Source organism: Brevundimonas sp. SGAir0440, from assembly GCF_005484585.1.
Taxonomy (GTDB): Bacteria; Pseudomonadota; Alphaproteobacteria; order Caulobacterales; family Caulobacteraceae; genus Brevundimonas.
This window is the reverse complement of the sequence record NZ_CP039435.1, coordinates 2,502,797-2,521,581: the sequence shown is the minus strand read 5'-3', so window position 1 is coordinate 2,521,581 and position 18,785 is coordinate 2,502,797. Positions and strand designations below refer to the sequence as shown.

At 67.1% G+C, this 18,785-nt stretch carries 19 protein-coding genes; 12 read left to right on the top strand and 7 right to left on the bottom strand.

Going from position 1 to position 18,785, the window contains the following annotated elements; translation table 11 throughout:
* Positions 1-65 precede the first annotated feature (65 nt).
* The 3 genes from ssb (at position 66) to E7T10_RS12510 (ending at position 2,194) form a co-directional block, all read left to right on the top strand.
* A complete protein-coding gene (gene ssb, locus E7T10_RS12520) occupies positions 66-578 on the top strand; it encodes a single-stranded DNA-binding protein (protein WP_137722057.1) in 513 nt (170 codons plus the stop codon).
* A 114-nt stretch (positions 579-692) separates the two neighbouring features.
* A complete protein-coding gene (locus E7T10_RS12515) occupies positions 693-1,631 on the top strand; it encodes a DMT family transporter (RefSeq protein WP_137722056.1) in 939 nt (312 codons plus the stop codon).
* 29 nt (positions 1,632-1,660) lie between these two features.
* Entirely contained in the window at positions 1,661-2,194 is a 534-nt protein-coding gene (locus E7T10_RS12510; RefSeq protein ID WP_137722055.1) for a DUF1003 domain-containing protein, read from the top strand.
* Between the two features lie 39 nt (positions 2,195-2,233).
* Here E7T10_RS12510 and E7T10_RS12505 read toward each other — a convergent pair whose 3' ends face one another.
* Complete coding sequence (locus E7T10_RS12505; RefSeq protein WP_137722054.1) at positions 2,234-2,809, bottom strand: superoxide dismutase family protein; 576 nt, start codon at positions 2,807-2,809, stop codon at positions 2,234-2,236.
* A gap of 122 nt (positions 2,810-2,931) precedes the next feature.
* Between E7T10_RS12505 and gyrA the strand changes: the two genes are divergently transcribed.
* From gyrA to E7T10_RS12480, 5 genes are all read left to right on the top strand, one after another.
* Positions 2,932-5,706, top strand: coding sequence for a DNA gyrase subunit A (gene gyrA, locus E7T10_RS12500; protein ID WP_137722053.1), 2,775 nt, complete (start codon positions 2,932-2,934; stop codon positions 5,704-5,706).
* Between the two features lie 136 nt (positions 5,707-5,842).
* Positions 5,843-6,676, top strand: a complete 834-nt coding sequence (locus E7T10_RS12495; RefSeq protein WP_246846155.1) for an aminotransferase class IV — start codon at positions 5,843-5,845, stop codon at positions 6,674-6,676.
* A gap of 53 nt (positions 6,677-6,729) precedes the next feature.
* Positions 6,730-7,215, top strand: a complete 486-nt coding sequence (coaD, locus tag E7T10_RS12490; RefSeq protein ID WP_137722051.1) for a pantetheine-phosphate adenylyltransferase — start codon at positions 6,730-6,732, stop codon at positions 7,213-7,215.
* Between the two features lie 13 nt (positions 7,216-7,228).
* Positions 7,229-8,092: a peptidylprolyl isomerase gene (locus E7T10_RS12485; RefSeq protein WP_137722050.1), complete on the top strand. Its 864-nt coding sequence runs from the start codon at positions 7,229-7,231 to the stop codon at positions 8,090-8,092.
* Positions 8,093-8,118: 26 nt separating this feature from the next.
* Complete coding sequence (locus E7T10_RS12480; protein WP_210416098.1) at positions 8,119-8,994, top strand: peptidylprolyl isomerase; 876 nt, start codon at positions 8,119-8,121, stop codon at positions 8,992-8,994.
* Here the strand turns inward: E7T10_RS12480 and E7T10_RS12475 are convergent, their stop codons facing one another.
* Complete coding sequence (locus tag E7T10_RS12475) at positions 8,995-10,095, bottom strand: Ppx/GppA phosphatase family protein (protein WP_137722049.1); 1,101 nt, start codon at positions 10,093-10,095, stop codon at positions 8,995-8,997.
* 145 nt (positions 10,096-10,240) lie between these two features.
* On the opposite strand from E7T10_RS12475, the gene hspQ reads away from it, so the two are divergent.
* Positions 10,241-10,549, top strand: a complete 309-nt coding sequence (hspQ, locus tag E7T10_RS12470) for a heat shock protein HspQ (RefSeq protein ID WP_137722048.1) — start codon at positions 10,241-10,243, stop codon at positions 10,547-10,549.
* 55 nt (positions 10,550-10,604) lie between these two features.
* Positions 10,605-11,480 carry a phenylalanine 4-monooxygenase gene (gene phhA, locus E7T10_RS12465; RefSeq protein WP_137722047.1) on the top strand — a complete coding sequence of 292 codons (876 nt, stop codon included), beginning with the start codon at positions 10,605-10,607 and terminating at the stop codon, positions 11,478-11,480.
* A 6-nt stretch (positions 11,481-11,486) separates the two neighbouring features.
* Here the strand turns inward: phhA and E7T10_RS12460 are convergent, their stop codons facing one another.
* The 5 genes from E7T10_RS12460 to E7T10_RS12440 are packed head-to-tail and all read right to left on the bottom strand — an operon-like array spanning position 11,487 to position 17,786.
* Entirely contained in the window at positions 11,487-12,773 is a 1,287-nt protein-coding gene (locus tag E7T10_RS12460; RefSeq protein WP_137722046.1) for an MFS transporter, read from the bottom strand.
* 7 nt (positions 12,774-12,780) lie between these two features.
* Positions 12,781-14,118, bottom strand: a complete 1,338-nt coding sequence (gene astB / locus E7T10_RS12455) for an N-succinylarginine dihydrolase (RefSeq protein WP_137722045.1) — start codon at positions 14,116-14,118, stop codon at positions 12,781-12,783.
* Positions 14,115-15,530: a succinylglutamate-semialdehyde dehydrogenase gene (gene astD / locus E7T10_RS12450; RefSeq protein WP_137722044.1), complete on the bottom strand. Its 1,416-nt coding sequence runs from the start codon at positions 15,528-15,530 to the stop codon at positions 14,115-14,117. The genes astB and astD overlap by 4 nt, the downstream gene beginning before the upstream one ends.
* Positions 15,527-16,534: an arginine N-succinyltransferase gene (locus E7T10_RS12445; RefSeq protein ID WP_137722043.1), complete on the bottom strand. Its 1,008-nt coding sequence runs from the start codon at positions 16,532-16,534 to the stop codon at positions 15,527-15,529. The genes astD and E7T10_RS12445 overlap by 4 nt, the downstream gene beginning before the upstream one ends.
* Position 16,535: 1 nt before the next feature.
* The gene (locus E7T10_RS12440) at positions 16,536-17,786 is read right to left on the bottom strand and encodes a hydrolase (RefSeq protein WP_137722042.1); all 1,251 of its coding nucleotides are present in this window, start codon (positions 17,784-17,786) and stop codon (positions 16,536-16,538) included.
* A 97-nt stretch (positions 17,787-17,883) separates the two neighbouring features.
* Here E7T10_RS12440 and E7T10_RS12435 point away from each other — a divergent pair, with 97 nt between their 5' ends.
* Together E7T10_RS12435 and arsC are read left to right on the top strand one after the other, a co-directional pair.
* Positions 17,884-18,426, top strand: a complete 543-nt coding sequence (locus E7T10_RS12435; protein WP_137722041.1) for a hypothetical protein — start codon at positions 17,884-17,886, stop codon at positions 18,424-18,426.
* Entirely contained in the window at positions 18,426-18,767 is a 342-nt protein-coding gene (arsC, locus tag E7T10_RS12430; RefSeq protein ID WP_137722040.1) for an arsenate reductase (glutaredoxin), read from the top strand. The genes E7T10_RS12435 and arsC overlap by 1 nt, the downstream gene beginning before the upstream one ends.
* Positions 18,768-18,785 lie beyond the last annotated feature (18 nt).

Genomic DNA, 18,785 nt, shown 5'->3' with positions numbered 1-18,785 from the left:
AGACATCGGACTGAATTGACGGGGCGGGCGAAGTCGTCGCCGCCTCACACGAGAAGGAAGTTTCCATGGCGGGCAGCGTCAACAAGGTCATTCTGGTCGGCAATCTCGGGCGCGACCCCGAGATCCGCTCCATGCCCAATGGCGACCGCATCGCTAATCTGTCCATCGCCACCTCGGAAACCTGGCGCGACAAGTCCTCGGGCGAGCGCAAGGAAAAGACCGAATGGCACCGGGTCGTCATCTTCAACGACAACATCGTCAAGGTGGTCGAGAACTATGTGAAGAAGGGCTCGACCGTCTACATTGAGGGCGCGCTCCAGACCCGCAAATGGACCGACCAGCAAGGCGTCGAGAAATATTCGACCGAGATCGTCGTCAGCCGCTTCAAGGGTGAACTGACCATGCTGGGCGGCCGTTCGGAAGGCGGCTCGTCGGGCGGCGGTTATGGTGGCGGCGGTGGCGGCTACGGCGCTGGTCGCGGCGATGACGACTATTCCTCGGGCTTCTCCACCGGCGGCGCCAACAAGCCGAGCGGCCCCAAGGAAAGCTACGACCTGAACGACGACATCCCGTTCTGAGGCAGTCTGACTTGGCGATCGCTGCAGGCGGTCGCCAAGCCGGATTTCTGAGCGGAAACCTGAGGTCATCCAAAGTGAGCCGACGCGGCGGACGGGTCGTGCCATAGGGCGGTCATGACCGATGTCCGTCCCGAAATTGCGCCTGCGCCCGCGCCCCTGCCCAAGAGGCCTCACGCCCTGACAGGGTTGGAGATCGCCGCCATCGTGGCGATCATAGTGGTGTGGGGCGTCAACAACGCCGGGGCCAAGCTGGCGACGCAGGAGCTGTCGCCGCTGCTGGTCGGCGCCATCCGGTTCGGTATCGCCACCGCCTGTCTGATCGCCTTCGTGCGGCCGCCGTTTCCGGACTGGAAGAGCCTGATTCTGATCGTCATCATCGGCGGGCCGATCCAGTACGGCCTGGCCTACACAGCCTACTGGCTGGCGACGGACGTCAGCCCGGTGACGGTGGCCAACCAGCTGTGGATCCCCTTCACCACCCTGTTCGCCTTTCTGATCCTGGGCGAGCGTCTGTCCAGGGCGGCCCTGGTCGGCATGGGCGTGGCCTTCGTCGGCGTGGCCTGGATGACGCTGGACGCCCATGCGCTGCAGGACTGGAAGGCCATTCTGGTCGCTATCGCGGCCGGCGCCGCCTGGGGCGTGACCACGGTGGTGGCGCGCCGCACCACCTCCATCCCGCCGCTGAAGATGCAGGGCCTGCTGGCGCTCGGCGCATTTCCCGTCATGGCCTTCGGCTCGGCGGTGTTCGAGCATGGCCAGTGGGAGGTGGTGAAGCGCGCCACGCCCATGGTCTGGGCCTCATTGCTGTGGGCGGGCGTGGTGTCGTCCGTGCTGGCGACCACCCTGCTGTTCTGGCTGGTCCAGCGACGCGAGGCGGGGCGGGTGACGCCCTATCTGCTGGTCACGCCCGTGGTGTCGATGTTCATCGGCTGGAGCTTCATGGGCGACATCCTGACGCCGCAGATTCTGACGGGATCGGCCATCACCATGGGCGGGGTCGCCCTTGTCGCCCTGGCCGAACGGGGCTTGCGTGCGGGGGCCGCCAAGGCTTGATCTGTTCCTGATCGTTTCAGGAGCCCGTCATGCACCACGTCCCGCTCGACGCCGACCACGTCTCCCGCCGCTGGCTGGGGAAGGCCAAGCACGATCTTCCAGCGAACGAAGCCGTCGTGGTTCAGAGCGCCGCCGATCGTCGCCCTGTTTCCGAAGACATCAACGAGACCTTCGACGACCGTCAGACCTTCGGTGAGCGGCTGGCCGATAGGGTGGCGGCCTTCGGCGGTTCGTGGCCGTTCATCATCGCGTTCGGCGTCTTCCTGGCGATCTGGACCGGGCTGAACCTGCTGCTGCGCAAGGAGGCCTTCGACCCCTATCCCTTCATCTTCCTGAACCTGGTCCTGTCGATGCTGGCGGCGATCCAGGCGCCGGTCATCATGATGAGCCAGAACCGCCAGGCCGCGAAGGATCGGCTGGATGCGGGCAACGACTATCAGGTCAATCTGAAGGCCGAGATCGAGATCATGGCCCTGCTGGAAAAGGTCGAACACCTGACCGCCCGGCAGGAGGAGCAGACCGAACTGATCCGCCGTCTGCTCGAGCAAAAAGAGACCCGCTGAACGCTGTCCAGCGGGCCACTTTCCGTTTCGGAGAAAGACTTAGCTTGCGCTAAGCGCCGCGCAGGCCACCCGGTCGCCGGCGCCGCCGATGGGCTGGGTCGAGTGATCGTCGGGGTTGGCGTGGATGATGATGGCCGAGCCGTCGGCGTCCCACAGCCATTGGCCGGGGCCTTCGGACGAGATCCGGGCGCGGGTCGTGAACAGTTCGGCGTTCACCTTGCCGTCCGCACCGGCCCAGACGTTGGGCAGGTCGCCGTCGTCCGGCCCGGCGGCGTTCAGCAGGCCGTGCGGAGCCTTGGGCTCGCCGTGGTTGATGTGGGCGCCGGACGAGGTGAAAGGTGCGGCGCATTCGCCGGTCGCATGGATGTGGATGCCGTGCCAGCCGGGCGTCAGACCCGAAGCCTCAATCTTCATTAGCAGGCCGGTCGGCCCCTGACGCAGGTCGACGCGGCCGATATTGGCGCCCGAGGCGTTGATCAGAACGGCCTGTCCCGTCGCGCCGACGGGCGCGCGTTCGACGGACGCCTGGGGCGCGTTTCCGGTCGCGGCGCAGGCGGTTGTCAAGGCCAAAGGGGAGGCGAGGAGAAGGGCGGCGGCGAGGCGGGTGGCGCGCATGTCGAAAGTCCTTTCAGAGACGGGCTTTCACGGTGACGTCGCTTTGCCACCGAGGCCCTGGAATGCTAGAAATCGTCACAGCGGATCACGTTCCGATTCCGGCCGCATAAAGCCACGCTTCATTGACCGACGACAGCTACGAAAACGCCGCATCTCCGATCGTTCCGGGAGGCGGCGGCTCCGACATTTCCACGATCACGATCGAGGACGAACTGAAGCGTTCGTACCTCGACTACGCCATGAGCGTGATCGTCTCGCGCGCGCTTCCCGACGCCCGGGACGGGTTGAAGCCGGTTCACCGTCGCATCCTGTATTCGATGCACGACCTGAACATGACGCCCGAGCGCAGCTATTCGAAATGCGCCCGCGTGGTCGGTGACGTGCTGGGCCGGTTTCACCCTCACGGTGACGCCTCGGTCTATATGGCCCTGGTGCGGATGGCGCAGCCGTTCTCGATGGGGCTGATGCTGGTCGACGGCCAGGGTAACTTCGGTTCGGTCGACGGCGATATGCCCGCCTCGATGCGTTACACCGAGGCCCGGATGGCCCCGGCCGCCGTCGCCCTGATGGCCGACATCGACAAGGACACGGTCGATTTCCAGCCGAACTACGATGAAAAGGAGCTGGAGCCGGTCGTTCTGCCGAGCCGGATTCCGAACCTGCTGGTCAACGGCGCGGGCGGCATCGCCGTCGGCATGGCGACCAACATCCCGCCGCATAATCTGGGCGAGGTCGTGGATGCGGCCCTGGCCCTGCTGGATGATCCCAACGTCTCCGACGACGCCCTGCTGGACATCGTGCCCGGTCCGGATTTCCCGACCGGCGGCGAGATCATGGGCCGCACCGCCCCGCGCAACGCCCTGCGCGACGGTCGCGGCTCGGTCGTCGTGCGCGGCCGCGCCTCGGTGGAAGAGATCCGCAAGGACCGCGAGGCCATCGTGGTCACCGAACTGCCCTATCAGGTCAACAAACAGACTCTGATCGAGCGCATCGCCGAAATGGTGCGCGAGAAGCGGCTGGAAGGCATTTCCGACGTTCGCGACGAATCCGACCGCCAGGGCATGCGGATCGTGATCGAGCTGAAGCGCGACGCGTCCGGCGACGTGATCCTGAACCAGCTGTGGCGCTATACCGCCATGCAGAGCTCGTTCGGCGTTAACATGCTGGCGTTGAACCACGGCCGACCCGAGCAGATGGGCCTGCGCCAACTGCTGCAAATCTTCCTCGACTTCCGCGAGGAAGTCGTCGTCCGGCGCGTCAAGTTCGAGCTGAACAAGGCCCGCGACCGCGGCCACGTCCTGGTCGGTCTGGCCGTCGCCGTCGCCAATATCGACGAGGTGATCCACATCATCCGCTCCTCGGCCGATCCGACCGAGGCGCGTGAGCGTCTGCAGGCCAAGGCCTGGCCCGTCGGCGACATGATGGCCTTGGTCGAGCTGATCGCCGATCCGCGCACGGTCATCGTCGAGGGCGACAAGATCCGCCTGACCGACGAACAGGCCCGCGCCATCCTGGCCCTGACCCTGTCGCGCCTGACCGGCCTGGGCCGCGACGACATCTTCGGCGAGGCGCACGGCCTGGCCGACACTATCCAGGGCCATCTGACCATCCTGTCTGACCGCAAGAACGTCCTGGCCATCATCCGCGACGACCTGATCGACGTTAAGGATCGGTTCGCCGTGCCGCGCCGCACCCTGATCGGGGAGGGCGATGGCGAGATGGAGGACGAGGACCTGATCCCGCGCGAGGACATGGTCGTCACCGTCACCCACGGCGGCTACGTCAAGCGCGTGGCCTTGAACGCCTATCGGACCCAGCATCGCGGCGGCAAGGGCCGCAGCGGCATGTCGATGAAGGACGAGGACGCCATAACCGGCGTGTTCAGCGCCTCGACCCACACGCCGGTCCTCTTCTTCGCCACCAACGGCAAGGCCTATAAGCTGAAGACCTGGCGCCTGCCGCTGGGCAATCCGCAATCGCGGGGCAAGGCCTTCGTCAATCTGCTGCCCATCGAGCCGGGCGACAGCATCATGAACGTCCTGCCTCTGCCCGAGGACGAGACGACCTGGGGCGACTACGACATCATGTTCGCCACCAGCTCGGGCGACGTGCGGCGCAACAAGCTGTCGGACTTCGCCACGGTCAACCGCGCCGGCAAGATCGCCATGAAGCTGGAAGGCTCTGACCGCATGGTCGGCGTCGGCCTGTGCACGGCCGACGACGACGTGCTGCTGACGACGGCGCTGGGCCGCGCGATCCGGTTCAAGGCTGATGACGTGCGCGTCTTCAAGGGGCGGGATTCGACCGGCGTTCGGGGCGTGCGCCTGCAGGACGGCGACGAGGTCATCTCCATGGCCATCCTGGGCCGTGTGGACGCGACGCCGGAAGAACGCGCCGCCTACGTTAAGCACGCCAACGCGATGCGTAAGGCCCTGGCCGGCGCGGATGCGGAAGAGGAAGCGCCTGTTGTCGAGGCCGACGACGAGGCCGCCGGCGACGCCATTCTCTCGGTCGAGCGAATCGCCGAACTGGGCGCCGCCGAACAGTTCATCCTGACGGTCACTGAAACCGGCTTCGGCAAGCGGTCCTCGGCCTACGAATACCGCCGTACCGGTCGTGGCGGCCAGGGCCTGACGGCCCACGGCCTGGGCGGTCGCGCCGGCACGCGTCTGGCGGCGGCCTTCCCGGTCGAGGAGACGGACGACCTTCTGCTGGTTACCTCGGGCGGTCAGATGATCCGCACGCGCATCGATCAGGTCCGCATCGTCGGCCGCTCCAGCCAGGGCGTTACCATCTTCCGCACCGGCAAGGACGAGAAGGTCGTCTCGGTTGAACGTCTGCCGGAAAGCGGCGGCGCAGATGATGCCGATGTCGCTGGCGAAGAGGGCGAGGGCTGATCCTCCACCGCGCAGCGGGGGAGGGGGACCATGCGCAGCATGGTGAACGGGGCGACCCCAGACACCGGCCTTGCATCCGCCCCCTCCACCACTGCGTGGTCCCCCTCCCCCATGAATGGGGGAGGATCGCTTGAGCATGGACATCCTGATCGACGGCCTTCCCGCCACGCCTGACGACCTGGCGCATCAGGCCTTCGTCAACTACGGCGCCTACACCTCCTTCCGCGTCGAGCACGGCGCCGCGCGCGGCCTCGACCTCCACCTCGCGCGTCTGGAGCAGGCCGCCGTCGAACTGTTCGGCGAAAGCCCTGGCGAGGCGGAGTTTCGGCGCCTGATGGCGCTGGCCGTCGCCGGTCGTGAGGCCTGCTGGCTGCGCGTCAGCCTGTTCTCGCCCGAGATCGGCCATCGTAACCCGACCTACGTCGGCCGACCGAAGGTGATGACCAGCGTCGCCCCTGCGCCCCCGCCGCTGGCGCACCGGATGCGGATCACCGCCATGCCCTACGCGCGCGAGGCGCCGCATCTGAAGCATCTCGCCACCTTCCGCCTGATTCGGGCCCGCCGCGCCGCGCGCGCCGCGGGGTTTGACGACGCTCTGTTTGTCGATGGCGAAGGGCGGGTCACCGAAGGCACGCTGTGGAACATCGGCTTTGTCCAGGGCGACCGGATCGTCTGGCCCCAGGCCCCAATGCTGGCCGGCGTGACTCAGACCTTGATAAAGCGCGGGTTGCCCCAGGTCGGGCTGACCAGTGAAACGCGGCCGATCCGTCTCGACGCGATCAACGCCTTTGACGCCGCGTTTCTGTGCAACAGCGCCACGCCCGTCTGTCCGATCATCGCCATCGATGACGTCTCGTTCGCCAATGACCCGGCCCTGCTCGCCAAGGTCGAAGCGGCCTGGACCGCCCAGGCGCCCCAACGCATCGCGGATCATGACGATGACGAAGGCGTCAGCCGGCTAGGCCGCTGATTTCGCACCTGCTAAACGACGCTGACGCCACGCGACAGGCCGGGGAGACACGCATGCGCATCGGACTTTATCCGGGCACCTTCGACCCGGTGACGAACGGGCATACCGACATCATCAAGCGTGCGCTGAAGCTGGTGGACCGGCTGGTCATCGGCGTCGCCCAGAACGACGACAAGGGGCCGCTGTTCTCCACCGCCGAACGGGTCGAGATGCTGAAGGCCGAGATGGCGCCCCTGGGCGGTGACATCGTGGTCCAGCCCTTTTCGACCCTGCTGATGCATTTCGCCGAAGAGCTGGACGCCAGCGTCATCATCCGGGGGCTGCGCGCCGTCGCTGACTTCGAATACGAGTTCCAGATGACGGCCATGAACCAGCGCCTCAATCAGGACATCGAGACCGTATTCCTGATGGCCGATCCGCGCCATCAGGCGATCGCCTCGCGGCTCGTCAAGGAGATCGCCCGACTGGATGGCGCGATCGACAGTTTCGTCAGCCCCGCCATCGCCGAGCGCGTGCGGGCCAAGGTCAAGAACGATTAGGGTAGACAAGACCATGCGTAAGGCCATCATCGCAGCGACCGTCGCCGCTCTTCTCGCGGCTGGCGCGGCCCAGGCGCCGGCTGTGGCGCAAACGGCGCCGGCGGCGTCCGACTGGCGCGCCATCGCGCCGGAAAACCTGCTGGTTATCGATACGTCGAAGGGCCGGGTGCTGGTCGAACTGATCCCCGTCGCCGCGCCCAATCATGCGGAACGCATCCGCACCCTGGCCAACCAGGGCTTCTACGACGGTCTGAAGTTCCACCGAGTCATCCCTGATTTCATGGCGCAAACCGGCGATCCAAAGGGCACGGGCGAGGGGGGCAGCGAACTGCCGGACCTGAAGGCCGAGTTCAGCTTCCGTCGTGGACGCGACGCCGGCTTTGTCGCCGTGCCCAGCGTCGGCGCGGGCGTGCGCGGCCTGGTCGGCGATCTGCCGGTCCAGACCCAACCCGACGCCCAAATGATGGTCACCGCCGACTTCAAGGTCGACGCCCACGGCCTGTTCTGTCCCGGCGTGCTGGGCATGGCCCGCTCGGGTTCGCCTGACAGCGCCAACAGCCAGTTCTTCCTGATGATGGGCGCGCGCGAACAACTGGACGGCATCTACACCGCCTTCGGTCGCGTGGTGTCCGGCCTCGATGTGGTCGGCAAGCTGAAGAAGGGTTCGGACGCCGAGGACGGCAAGGTGACCGATCCTGACACCATGACCCGCGTCCGCATGGCCTCGGCCCTGCCCGAAGCCGAGCGTCCGATCGTGCGCGTCCTGAACGCCGGCAGCGCCGCCTTCGCCGAACGGATCGCTGCGGCGCGCGCCGCGCGCGGCGCGGCCTTCAGCGTCTGCGATGTTCAGCCGGTCGCCGAAGTGACGGGCGGCTGAGGCTTTCGCAAACGGGGGAGGGGACGATGACGATACGAACGATGGCGATGGCGGCGGCCGTGCTGGCTGCGACGGCGAGCGCCGCCCTGGCGCAAGACGCGACCGCCGTTCCCGCGCCCCCACCGCCGCCCGGTGAATGGAGGACCATCGCGCCCGAGAACCTGCTGGTCATCGACACCAACAAGGGGCGGGTTCTGGTCGAACTGGCGCCCGAGATCGCGCCCGCCCACGTCGAACGCATCAAGCTGCTGGCGTCGCGCGGCTTCTTCGACAACCTCGTCTGGCACCGGGTGATCGACTGGTTCATGGCCCAGACCGGCGATCCGCTGGGCACGGGCGAGGGGCAGAGCTGGTATCCCGACCTGAAGGCCGAGTTCACCTTCCGGCGTGGCGCGGACATGGCCTTCACCCCAGTCGCGGCTCCGGTCGGCGCCTTGGTCGGCTTTGTCGATTCCATCCCCGTCCAGACCCAGCCCGACGCCCTGATGTCCGGCACCAGCGACAAGAAGGTCCACGGTTGGGCGCTGTATTGCCCGGGCGTCGCGGGCATGGCGCGTGACGAGGGCAACGACACCGCCAACAGCCAGTTCTTCCTGATGCGTCAGGCCTATCCGGCGCTGGACAAGCGCTACACCGTCTGGGGTCGGGTCGTGTCCGGTCTGGACGTCGTGCGATCGCTGAAGGCCAGCGACACGCCGGATGGCCTGGTTCAGGGACCGGATCAGATGACCCGCGTTCGCGTGGCGTCGGATCTGCCCGCCGCCGAACGTCCGACGGCGGCCGTCCTGAACACCAATTCCGCCACCTTCCAGACCCTGGCGCAGCAGGCGCGTCAGGCGCGCGGCGCGGATTTCTCGGTCTGCGACATCGAACTGCCGGTGCGCGTGACGCCCGCCGCCTGATCAGGCGGCGGGGGCCGGCCGCCCCCGTCCGCGCCGCCGACGCCGTCCTCTCGGCGGTTTCTTGTCTTCGCGCATCCTTTGCAGCAGCAGGCCTTCGCGCAGGCCCCGATCCGCGACCCGCACCCGTTCCGACGGCCAGGCCCGCTGGACAGCCTCCAGGATTGCAGCGCCCGCAAGCACCAAGTCCGCCCGATCAGGACCGATGCAGGCCTCGCGCGCTCGCCCGTCCGGTCCCAGCGCCTTCAGCCGATCCGCCGCCGCCTCGCAGTCCGCGCGCGTCATCCACAATCCATCGACCCGGTCGCGATTGTAGCGCGGCAGATTCAGGTGGATGCCGGCCAGGCTGGTGATCGCGCCCGAGGTGCCGACCAGATGCGCCCGGTTCTGCCGGAACAACTCCAGCATCGGTTCGTCGACGATCCCGCCCGCTGCGATGGCCGCGCCCATGTCGGCGACCATGGCCTCGTACCAGGCCTCGCCGGAGTTCGGCGGCTCGGGATGCCGCTCGGCCAGGGTCACGACCCCCACCGGCGCCGACATCCAGGCGGTGGTCGTCCAGTCGGTTCCGCTGCGCTTCAGCCACGACATCTCGGTCGAGCCGCCGCCGACATCGATGACCAGCACCGCCTCGGCCTTGGGGTCGATCAGATTCAGGCATCCCTCGACCGCCAGTCGCGCCTCTTCGGCGGGATCGATGATCCGCAAACGCAGACCCGTGCCCTTGCGTACACGGTCGATGAAGTCGGCGCCGTTCTCGGCCGCGCGGCAGGCCTGGGTGGCGACGGCGCTCAATCGCGCCGAATCGACGCCCTTGCGCACGATCCGTTCGGCGCACAGGGCCAGGGCGTCATAGGCCCGGTCCATGGCGCGCGGGTCCAAAAGGCCCGTCCGCGACAGGCCTTCGCCCAGCCGAACGATGCGGCTGAAGCTGTCGACCACGCGAAAGCCTTCGCGTGACGGCCGCGCAATCAGCAGCCGGCAATTGTTGGTCCCTAGATCGAGCGCGCCATACAGCGGCGCATCTCGACCCGACGCATCCCGCGAACGGGAAGGCTGGGACCGCTCGTCGCGCCGTCGGGGCGCGCCGTGGGTCTCCGGCATGGGCCGTCATCCGTTGTGGGCGGTCCAAAGCGGCGCCCGTCCTGGTCAGCCTAACCCGCCAGGATCGTCCGCGCCAAGCCATTCTGTCAGGAAGATGAACAGACCGGCAGGCATTGGGGTCATGAGTTGGATCGTATGAAGCGCGATGACCCGCATTCAGACCGCACGCTTCGCCATCGGCCAGATCGTACGCCACCGCGACGACGCCTTTCGTGGCGTCGTGATGGATGTCGATCACGCCTATGAGGGACCGGCCGGTGAAAGCGGCTTGGTCAGACCGGATCAGCCCTTTTATCGCGTCTTCGCCCTGGGCGAGGACGGTGGCTTTGTCGCCTATGCGGCCGAGGGCGCTTTGGAAGACGGCGATACCGTACTGTTGCCCGACGACGCCGAGCGGTGGTTCACCACCGACGGCATGGGCCACCACGCCCCGCTGGACGAACGTCTGCACTGACGGTTGGAAGCCGTGGCGGCTCCGGGCTAGGATGGCGGCAAAAGAGGAATACGCCATGTCCGACTTCGAACACGTCTTCGAAAAGCCGCCAGAGGGCGCGGCCGCCGACTGGACCATTCCCCAGAACTGGGCTGCCTACACCGAGGTCGAGCACCAGACCTGGGACACGCTTTACGCCCGGCAGATGAAGATCCTGCCCGGTCGCGCCTGCGACGCCTTCATGCGGGGATTGGATGCGTTGGATCTGAACGCTGGCGGCATTCCCGACTTCGACGTGATCAATCCCAAGCTCCAGGCCCTGACGGGCTGGACGGTTGTCTGCGTGCCGGGTCTGGTGCCGGACGAGGTCTTCTTCGACCATCTGGCCAATCGCCGCTTCGTCTCGGGCCAGTTTATCCGTAAGCCGGACCAGCTGGATTACCTGCAGGAACCCGACATCTTCCACGACGTGTTCGGCCATGTGCCGATGCTGACCGACCCCGACTTCGCCGCCTATATGGAGGCCTATGGCAAGGGTGGGCAGCGGGCGGCCAGCCTGGGCATGCTGCCGAACCTGGCGCGCCTGTACTGGTACACGGTCGAGTTCGGCCTGATGAAGGACGCCGACGGCCTTCGCATTTACGGCGCCGGCATCGTCTCCTCGGCGACCGAGAGCGTCTTTGCTCTGGACGATCCGTCGCCCAACCGCCTGGGTTTCGACCTGGAGCGGGTGATGCGGACCCTGTACCGGATCGACGACTTCCAGCAGGTCTATTTCGTCATCGACAGCCTGGAAGCCCTGAAGGACGAGACGCTCAAGGACTTCGGCCCGGTCTATGCGGCGCTGAAAGGCAAGGACGACCTCGCCATCGAAACCGTCCTGCCGACCGACCAGGTGTTCACCCGCGGCACCCAGGCCTACGCCCAGCGCGGCGGGCGGTTCGCGGCCTGATCGGCGTCAGGTATGGGTGATCAGGCTGTTGTGCTTGGTGTCGCGCATGCGGATGAAGGTCAGTAGCGACAGCCCGATCATGCCGGTCACGTACCAGAAGAAGACGCTCTCGACGCCCGCGCCTTTCAGCCACAGCGCTACATATTCCGCCGTGCCCCCGAACACCGCATTGGCGATGGCGTAGGGCAGGGCGACGCCGAGGGCGCGGATATGGGCGGGGAACAGCTCGGCCTTCACCACCGCATTGATCGCGGTGTAGCCCGACACGATCACCAGACCGGCCAGCGCCAAAAGGAAGGCGACGAAAGGGCTCTCGACCGTCGATAGGGTCGTCATGATCGGCACGGTGCACAACACCCCCAACACGCCGAAAGCGATCATCACGGGACGCCGTCCCACCCTGTCCGAAAGCGCGCCGACCGCCGGCTGAAGCAGCATGAAGACGAACAGGGCCGCCGCGCTGATTTCTGTCGCCGTGTTCTTGGAAAAACCGCTCGTATTGACCAGGAACTTCTGGAGATAGGTCGTGTAGGTGTAGAAGGCCAAGGTGCCGCCGGCCGTCAGGCCCAGCACCATGAACGCCTCTTTCGGGTGTTTCAGGATCAACTGAACGGCGCTGGATTTCGGGGCGTCCTTGGCCTCGGTCGCCTTATGGGTCTCGTCCAGCCGGCGACGCAGCCAGAAGACGACGACCGCCAGGCCCGCGCCGACGAAGAAGGGAATGCGCCAGCCCCACGAGGCCAGCGCCGTCTCGCTCAACGTATTTTGCAGCACGATCAACAGCAGCAGGGCGATCAACTGACCCGAGATGAGGGTGACGTACTGGAAGCTGGACCAGAAGCCTCGGCGATGCGGCTCGGCCATTTCGGACAGATAGGTGGCGCTGGATCCGTATTCTCCGCCAACGCTCAGGCCCTGCAACAGCCGCGCGAACAGCAGCAGCGCCGGCGCCGCCAGGCCGATGGTGGAATAGCCGGGCGTCACGCCGATGATCAGCGAACCGGTGCACATCAGGGTCACCGACAGGGTCAACCCCGCCTTGCGACCTTTGCGGTCGGCATAGACCCCCATAATCCATGCCCCGATGGGCCGCATCAAGAAGCCCACCGCAAAGACGGCGGCGGCGCTGAGCAGTTGCGCAGTCGGATCTTCGCTGGGGAAGAAGACGGGCGCGAAATACAGGGTGAAGGCCGCATAGGCGTACCAGTCGAACCACTCCACCAGATTGCCGGCCGATCCGCCAACGATATTTCTCAATCGGCGGGCGGGGCTCATGGGCGCTGCGGTCGTCATGGCCGTATCAGCCTCTTTGGAAGGGGTAGAAGTCGGTTCCGAGGTTCAGGATCGTTGTCAGTTCGTCCAGAGCGCTCCGGCTTTCCGTGAGCAGGTCGGGGTCGGCCAGATCGGCGGGGCGCAGTTCGTCCCGGTACCAGCGCCCGGCCCAGTCCGACAGACGCGCATGCAGATCGTCGCTCAGGCGCATGGCCGGGTTCGTCGCCGCCAGCTCGGCCTCGGTCAGGACGACGCGCAGCCGCAGGCAGGCCGGTCCGCCGCCGTTGCGCATCGACTGGCGCACATCGACGTACTGCACCTTGCCGATCGGACCGTTGGAGGCGGCCAGGGCCTGCGCCACCGCATGGCTGCGCGGGTTGTCGCGGGTCTCGGTCGGACAGATCAGGGTCAGGCGATCCTCGCCCGGAACCCGGATCAGCATGGAGTTGAACAGATAGCTCGAGATCGCATCGGCCAGCGGCAGGTCGGCGGATGAGACCTCGACGAAGATCGGCTCGAACAGACCATCAGCCGCGCGGCGGATGGCGGCCTGGGTTGCGGCCGTGTCCTCGAACGCCAGCTCGTGGAAGAACAGGGTGTCCAGCGCCCCGACGCAGACGACGTCGTTGTGGAAGGTGCCGCCGGCGATGGCGGCGCGGGATTGCTGAGCCAGGACAGGCCGTCCGGCTTCGTGGCGGCGGACGATAGCTTCCGACGCTTCGCGCGTCTGGCGGGCGGGGAAGGGGCCGTCCCACGGCTCGAACGCCTCGCGACCCCACACCAGCAGATTGACGCCGCGACCGCCATGTTGGGCGCACAGGCGAACGTGGTTGGCGGCGCCTTCGTCGGCCAGATGCGCGACCGCGGGCAGGGCGTCATGGACGACGAACCGGCTGGTGTCGGGAAACAGGGCGTCCAAGGCGCGCTTGGTCTGCCAGTGCTCCAGGCTGCGGTGCAGATTGGTGTGCAGATTGGCCGGCGTGAAATGCACTCGGCCGTCGGCGGCGTCGGCGCTGGGCGTCACGGTCGCGGCGTTGGCGGCCCACATGGGCGAGGCTGAACAGGCGGCGGCGGCGAAAGAGGGCGCGCTGCGCCAGGCCCGCTCCAGGACCTGGGCGTCCGAGCCGGTGAAACCCAGGGTCCGCAGGAAGGGGATATTCGGTCGCTCATGCGGCGGCAGGGCGAACTGGGGCAGGCCCAGGTCCGCCAGGGTCTTCATCTTGTCGAGGCCCTGAAGCACGGCCGCGCGCGGGTTGGACGCCTCGCCTTTGTTCAGGCTGGACGCCAGATTGCCCGGCGATAGGCCCGCATAGGAATGGGTCGGCCCGATCAGACCGTCGGCGTTGGCCTCGACAGCGCTGATCATCGCAATCCCTTGATCTCGCCTTCGATATTGGCGACGGCGTCGGCCTCGAAACTGGCGACCGGATAGGCGCAATAGTCGGCGGCGTAATAGGCGCTGGGGCGGTGGTTGCCGCTGGCCCCCAGGCCACCGAACGGCATGTCGCCGGCGGCGCCCGTTGTCGGCCGGTTGAAGTTGACCACGCCGGCGCGGATGCAGCGGATGAAGTGGCTCCAGTTCTTCGGATCATCGCTGACCAGACCGGCGGACAGGCCGTAGCGGGTGGCGTTCGCCGCCTGGATCGCCGCGTCGAACGAGCCGACGCGCGTCACTGACAGGAAGGGAGCGAACATCTCTTCGTCCGGCACGTCGATCCCCGTCACATCAATGATGGCCGGTTCGACGAAGGCGCCCGGAAGGTTGGCGACCGGCCCCGAGGCGCGGATGATCTTGGCCCCCATGTCGATGCGTTCCTGCAACGCCTTCAGCGCCGCCTCGGCGGCACGCGCCGAGATCAGCGGGCCGGCATAGGGTTCGGGATCGCTGTCCCACGGGCCGAAGATCAGCCGGTCGGACAGGGCGGCGATGGCTTCGATGATCGCATCGCCTTGCGGCCCTTCCGGCAAGATCAGGCGACGCGCGCACGAGCAACGCTGGCCGGTGGTGATGAAGGCGGACTGCACCGCGATGCCCGCGACGGCCTCGGCATCCGCTGCATCCCACACGACCAGCGGGTTATTGCCGCCCAGCTCCAGCGCCAAGATGACATGAGGATCGTCGGCGAACTTCCTGCGGAAATGCGCGCCCGCCGCGCCCGAGCCGGTGAACATCAGGGCGTCGATGCCGGCGTCCAGCAGGGCCGCGCCCGTCTCGCGCCCGCCCTGAACCACATTGACCACGCCGGTCGGCAGATCGGCGGCGGCGAAGGCTTCGGCCATCACCTGACCGACCAGGGGCGTTTCCTCCGACGGCTTGAAGACGACCGTGTCGCCCGCCAGCAGGGCGGGGACGATATGGCCGTTCGGCAGATGGCCGGGGAAGTTGAACGGGCCAAGCACCGCCGCAACCCCGTGCGGACGGTGCCGCAGGGTCGCGCGGCCGAACGCCGTGTCGCTGGTCCGTTCGCCGGTGCGCTCGTCATAGGCGCGGATCGAGATGTCCACCTTGCCGATCATGGCGGCGGCCTCGGTCTTGGTTTCCCAAAGCGGCTTGCCGGTCTCGCGCGCGATGGCTTCGGCGATCTGGGGCGCGCGGTCTTTCAGGACGGCCTGATAGCGCTTCACCGCGTCGATCCGGTCGGCGCGCGGCGCATCGGCCCAGGCGGGGAAGGCGGCGCGGGCGGCGTCGACGGCGGCCTGGACCTGGGCCGGGTTGGCGGCCTCGCCCTCCCAGTTGGTCGCTTCAGTGGCGGGATCGGTGGAGGTGAAACGGGTCATGATTTTACTCGCACAGGGTCTCCGCTGCGCACCTTGAGCGCGGCGGCGGTTTCGGCGGTCAGGCGAACGACGTCGCCGTCGATATCGGCCTTGGCGCGGACGGCGCGGAAGGCGGCGACGCTGTCGGTCGAGATCAGGGCCGGCAACTCGGCCTCGACGCCCTCGACGATCTGAACCGTCAGACGCCGGGCGTCGCGCACGGTCCGGATATTGTCGCGGCCGCAGGCGACGGTCGGACCGGCGTCGAAGATGTCGACCAGACCATTGGGCCTAAAGCCCTCGCTTTCCAGCAGGGCCATGGCCGGCACGCCTTGCGGATGGACCTTGCCGATCACCGCGCGCGCCGGTTCGGGCAGCAGTTCGACGTAAATCGGATGGCGCGGGGCCAGGTCCAGGATGAACTGCTTGTCCGTCGAGCCGGTCATCCGATCGGCGTGGTCGAACTCCATCGGGAAGAATTTGTGCGCCACATGGTCCCAGAACGGGCAGGCGCCGTCGGGCGTGAAGACCCCGCGCAATTCTGCCAGCACATTGTCGGCGAACAGCTCGGGCTGGGCGCCGATCAGCATGTATCGCGACTGGCTGAGCAGACGGCCCGCGCCGCCCTTTCGCCGATCCGCCTTCAGGAACAGCGAACCGACCTCGGTCCAGCCCGTGCATTCATTGACCAGAACCAGGGTCTGGTGGTCCAGCTTCACCCCCAGCGAGGGCGATTGGACGGTGTTGTTGACGACGCGGAACGAGAAGAAGGGTCGTTTCAGTCCGACTGTCGCCTTGACCGAGCCGACGCCGTCGATGTCGCCCGTGTCGCCGTCTTCCAGCATCAGCGTGTACCAGGCCTCCTGCCAGGGCACGCGACCTTCGAAGCTGGCCTGGCTCAGCTCCAGCCGATCGGCCAGGGCGTCGGGGTCTTCGGGCAGGCTGGTGAAGCCGGGGCCGGACAGGATGGCCAGTTCCAGCAGATGATCGAGATCGGCTGGGCCGGCGGGACGCACGACAAGCATTCTACAGGGTTTCCATCCGCAGGGATTTCAGTTTGGCCGCATCGATTTCGCCCGATGCGATCTTGCACAGGATCAGGGCGCTCAGTTGGGCGCGCTCGACGAAGCTGTCGGGCCAGGCGAACTCCTGATCCGAATGGATGTCGCCGCCGCGGACGCCCAGGGTGTCGATATTGGGCAGGCCGGCGGCGTGCAGATTGTTGCCCTCGCATACCCCGCCCGAAGGCTTCCAGGCGATGGGCTGGCCCAGCAGGGCCCCGGCTTCCTTCACCGCCTCGAACAGGGCGGTCTGGGCGGCGTCCATCGGCTTGGGCGCACGGGTGAAGCCGCCGTGCAGATCCAGCGTCAGACCCTCGAACGGCGGCGTCGCGGCGATGGCCCGCACGGAGGCGTCGATCCAGTCGGCCGCCGCCTTGTCCGGCACCCGGACGTTGAAGCGCACCACGGCGTTGTCGGCGACGACGTTCAATGCGCCCCCGCCCGAAATCTTGGCGACGTTGACGGTGACGCCCGCGTGCTGACCGTTCAGTCCGTGAAGGGCGGCGGCGATGATGGCGGCGCCGGCAACCGCATTGCGGCCTTCGTCGAAGGCGCGGCCGGCGTGGGCGGCGCGACCCGTCACGATCAGATGATAGTTGCCGCTGCCCTTGCGCGCGCCGGCCAGCGTGCCGTCCGCCAGCGCCGGCTCGTAGGTCAGGCCGACATGGCCGCGGGCGCCCAGTTCGGCCAGCAGCGGGGCGGACGCGGGCGAGCCGATTTCTTCGTCGGGGCTCAGCAGCACGGTCCAGCCGACGCCGTGTTTGTCTGGATGGGTCTCGAAGGCCTCCAGCGCGGCCAGAAGCACGCTGATCCCGCCCTTCATGTCGGCGACGCCCGGCCCGTTCAGGGCGCCGTCGGCGCGCGTGGTCACGGTCTGGAACCGGCTGTCGGCGGGGAAGACAGTGTCATAGTGGCCGGTCAGCACGACCTGGATGGGCGCATCCGGCCGGGCGGTGATCTTCAGCGCGTCGGCATGGGCCTCGGTCCGTACCGATCCGTCGTCGGCGACGGTGGTCGAGCCCTGTGTCGGGAGGCGTTCGACACGGGCGGGCAGGGCGCTCGCCGCCGCTTCCAAAACATCCAGCACAGCATTCAGCCCGGCGGCGTTGCGGCTGCCGGAGTTGATGTTCGCCCAGTCGATGGTGCGGCCGATGATCGTCTCGCGTCGCGCGGCGACGTGGTCGAGGACGGCCTGGTCCGAGGTCAGAATCCGCATCGGCCGGACCCTAGACGCCTCGACCTCAAAGGTGAAGGTCGGGGCCTGTAAGTCGTCGCCGATCGCCGCTAGGTTCGGGCGCGAACAGGGACGCAAAATGACACGCAAAACGATCGACCTCTGGCTCCGCGCCATGAACCCGATGAAGCTGCCGCGCGGCATGGCTGAGGCCCAGCGTTCGGCGCGCGCGATGGTGATCGGGCTGGTCATCGCCCTGATCGTCGGCCTGATCCCGACCTGGTGGATGTTCACCTCGGGCTGGTTCGAGACGGCGATGAGCGCGGAGTACGCCAAGATGGGGCTGTCGGCGGATCAGGCTGCGATTCAACGCGAGTTCATGAAGGTCATGTGGCCATACTTGATCGCCTCGAGCGCCATCTTCTCCGTCCTGCTCTACAGCGTCTTGGCGGTGGTGCAGTGGCGCACGATGACGCGCGCCATACCGATCATCATGCTGGCGGTGATCGCTTACAGCGTAGTGGCCAATCTGGGGATGCGGCTGCTGGGGACCCTGCCGTCGCCGGATCTTCCGCTGTGGATCAACTTGACGACCTGGCCCGCCATGATCGTGTCGGGCGTGATCTATGTCGCGTCGCTGCAGGGCGCCATGCTGCTGCATCGCCTGAAGCAGGAGGCGTGATGTCGGTCGTCCTCTACCACAATCCGAAATGCAGCACGTCGCGCAACGCCCTCGCCCTGTTGCGCGAACAGGGCGTCGAACCGACGGTGGTCGAATATCTGAAAACCGGATGGGACCGCGAAACGCTGGAGCGATTGGCCTCCAGAACCGGCCTCGGTTTGTCCGGCCTGCTGCGTAAGAAGGAGGCCGACGCCAAGGCGCTGCTGGACGCCGGCGCAGACGACGAAGCCATCCTGGCCGCAGCGATCGCGCAGCCGATCCTGATCGAACGTCCGATTGTCGAAACCGATAAGGGCGCCGTCATCGGCCGACCCGTGGAGCGGGTGCTGGAGGTCCTCTAGCGACAGATCCGACGGGCT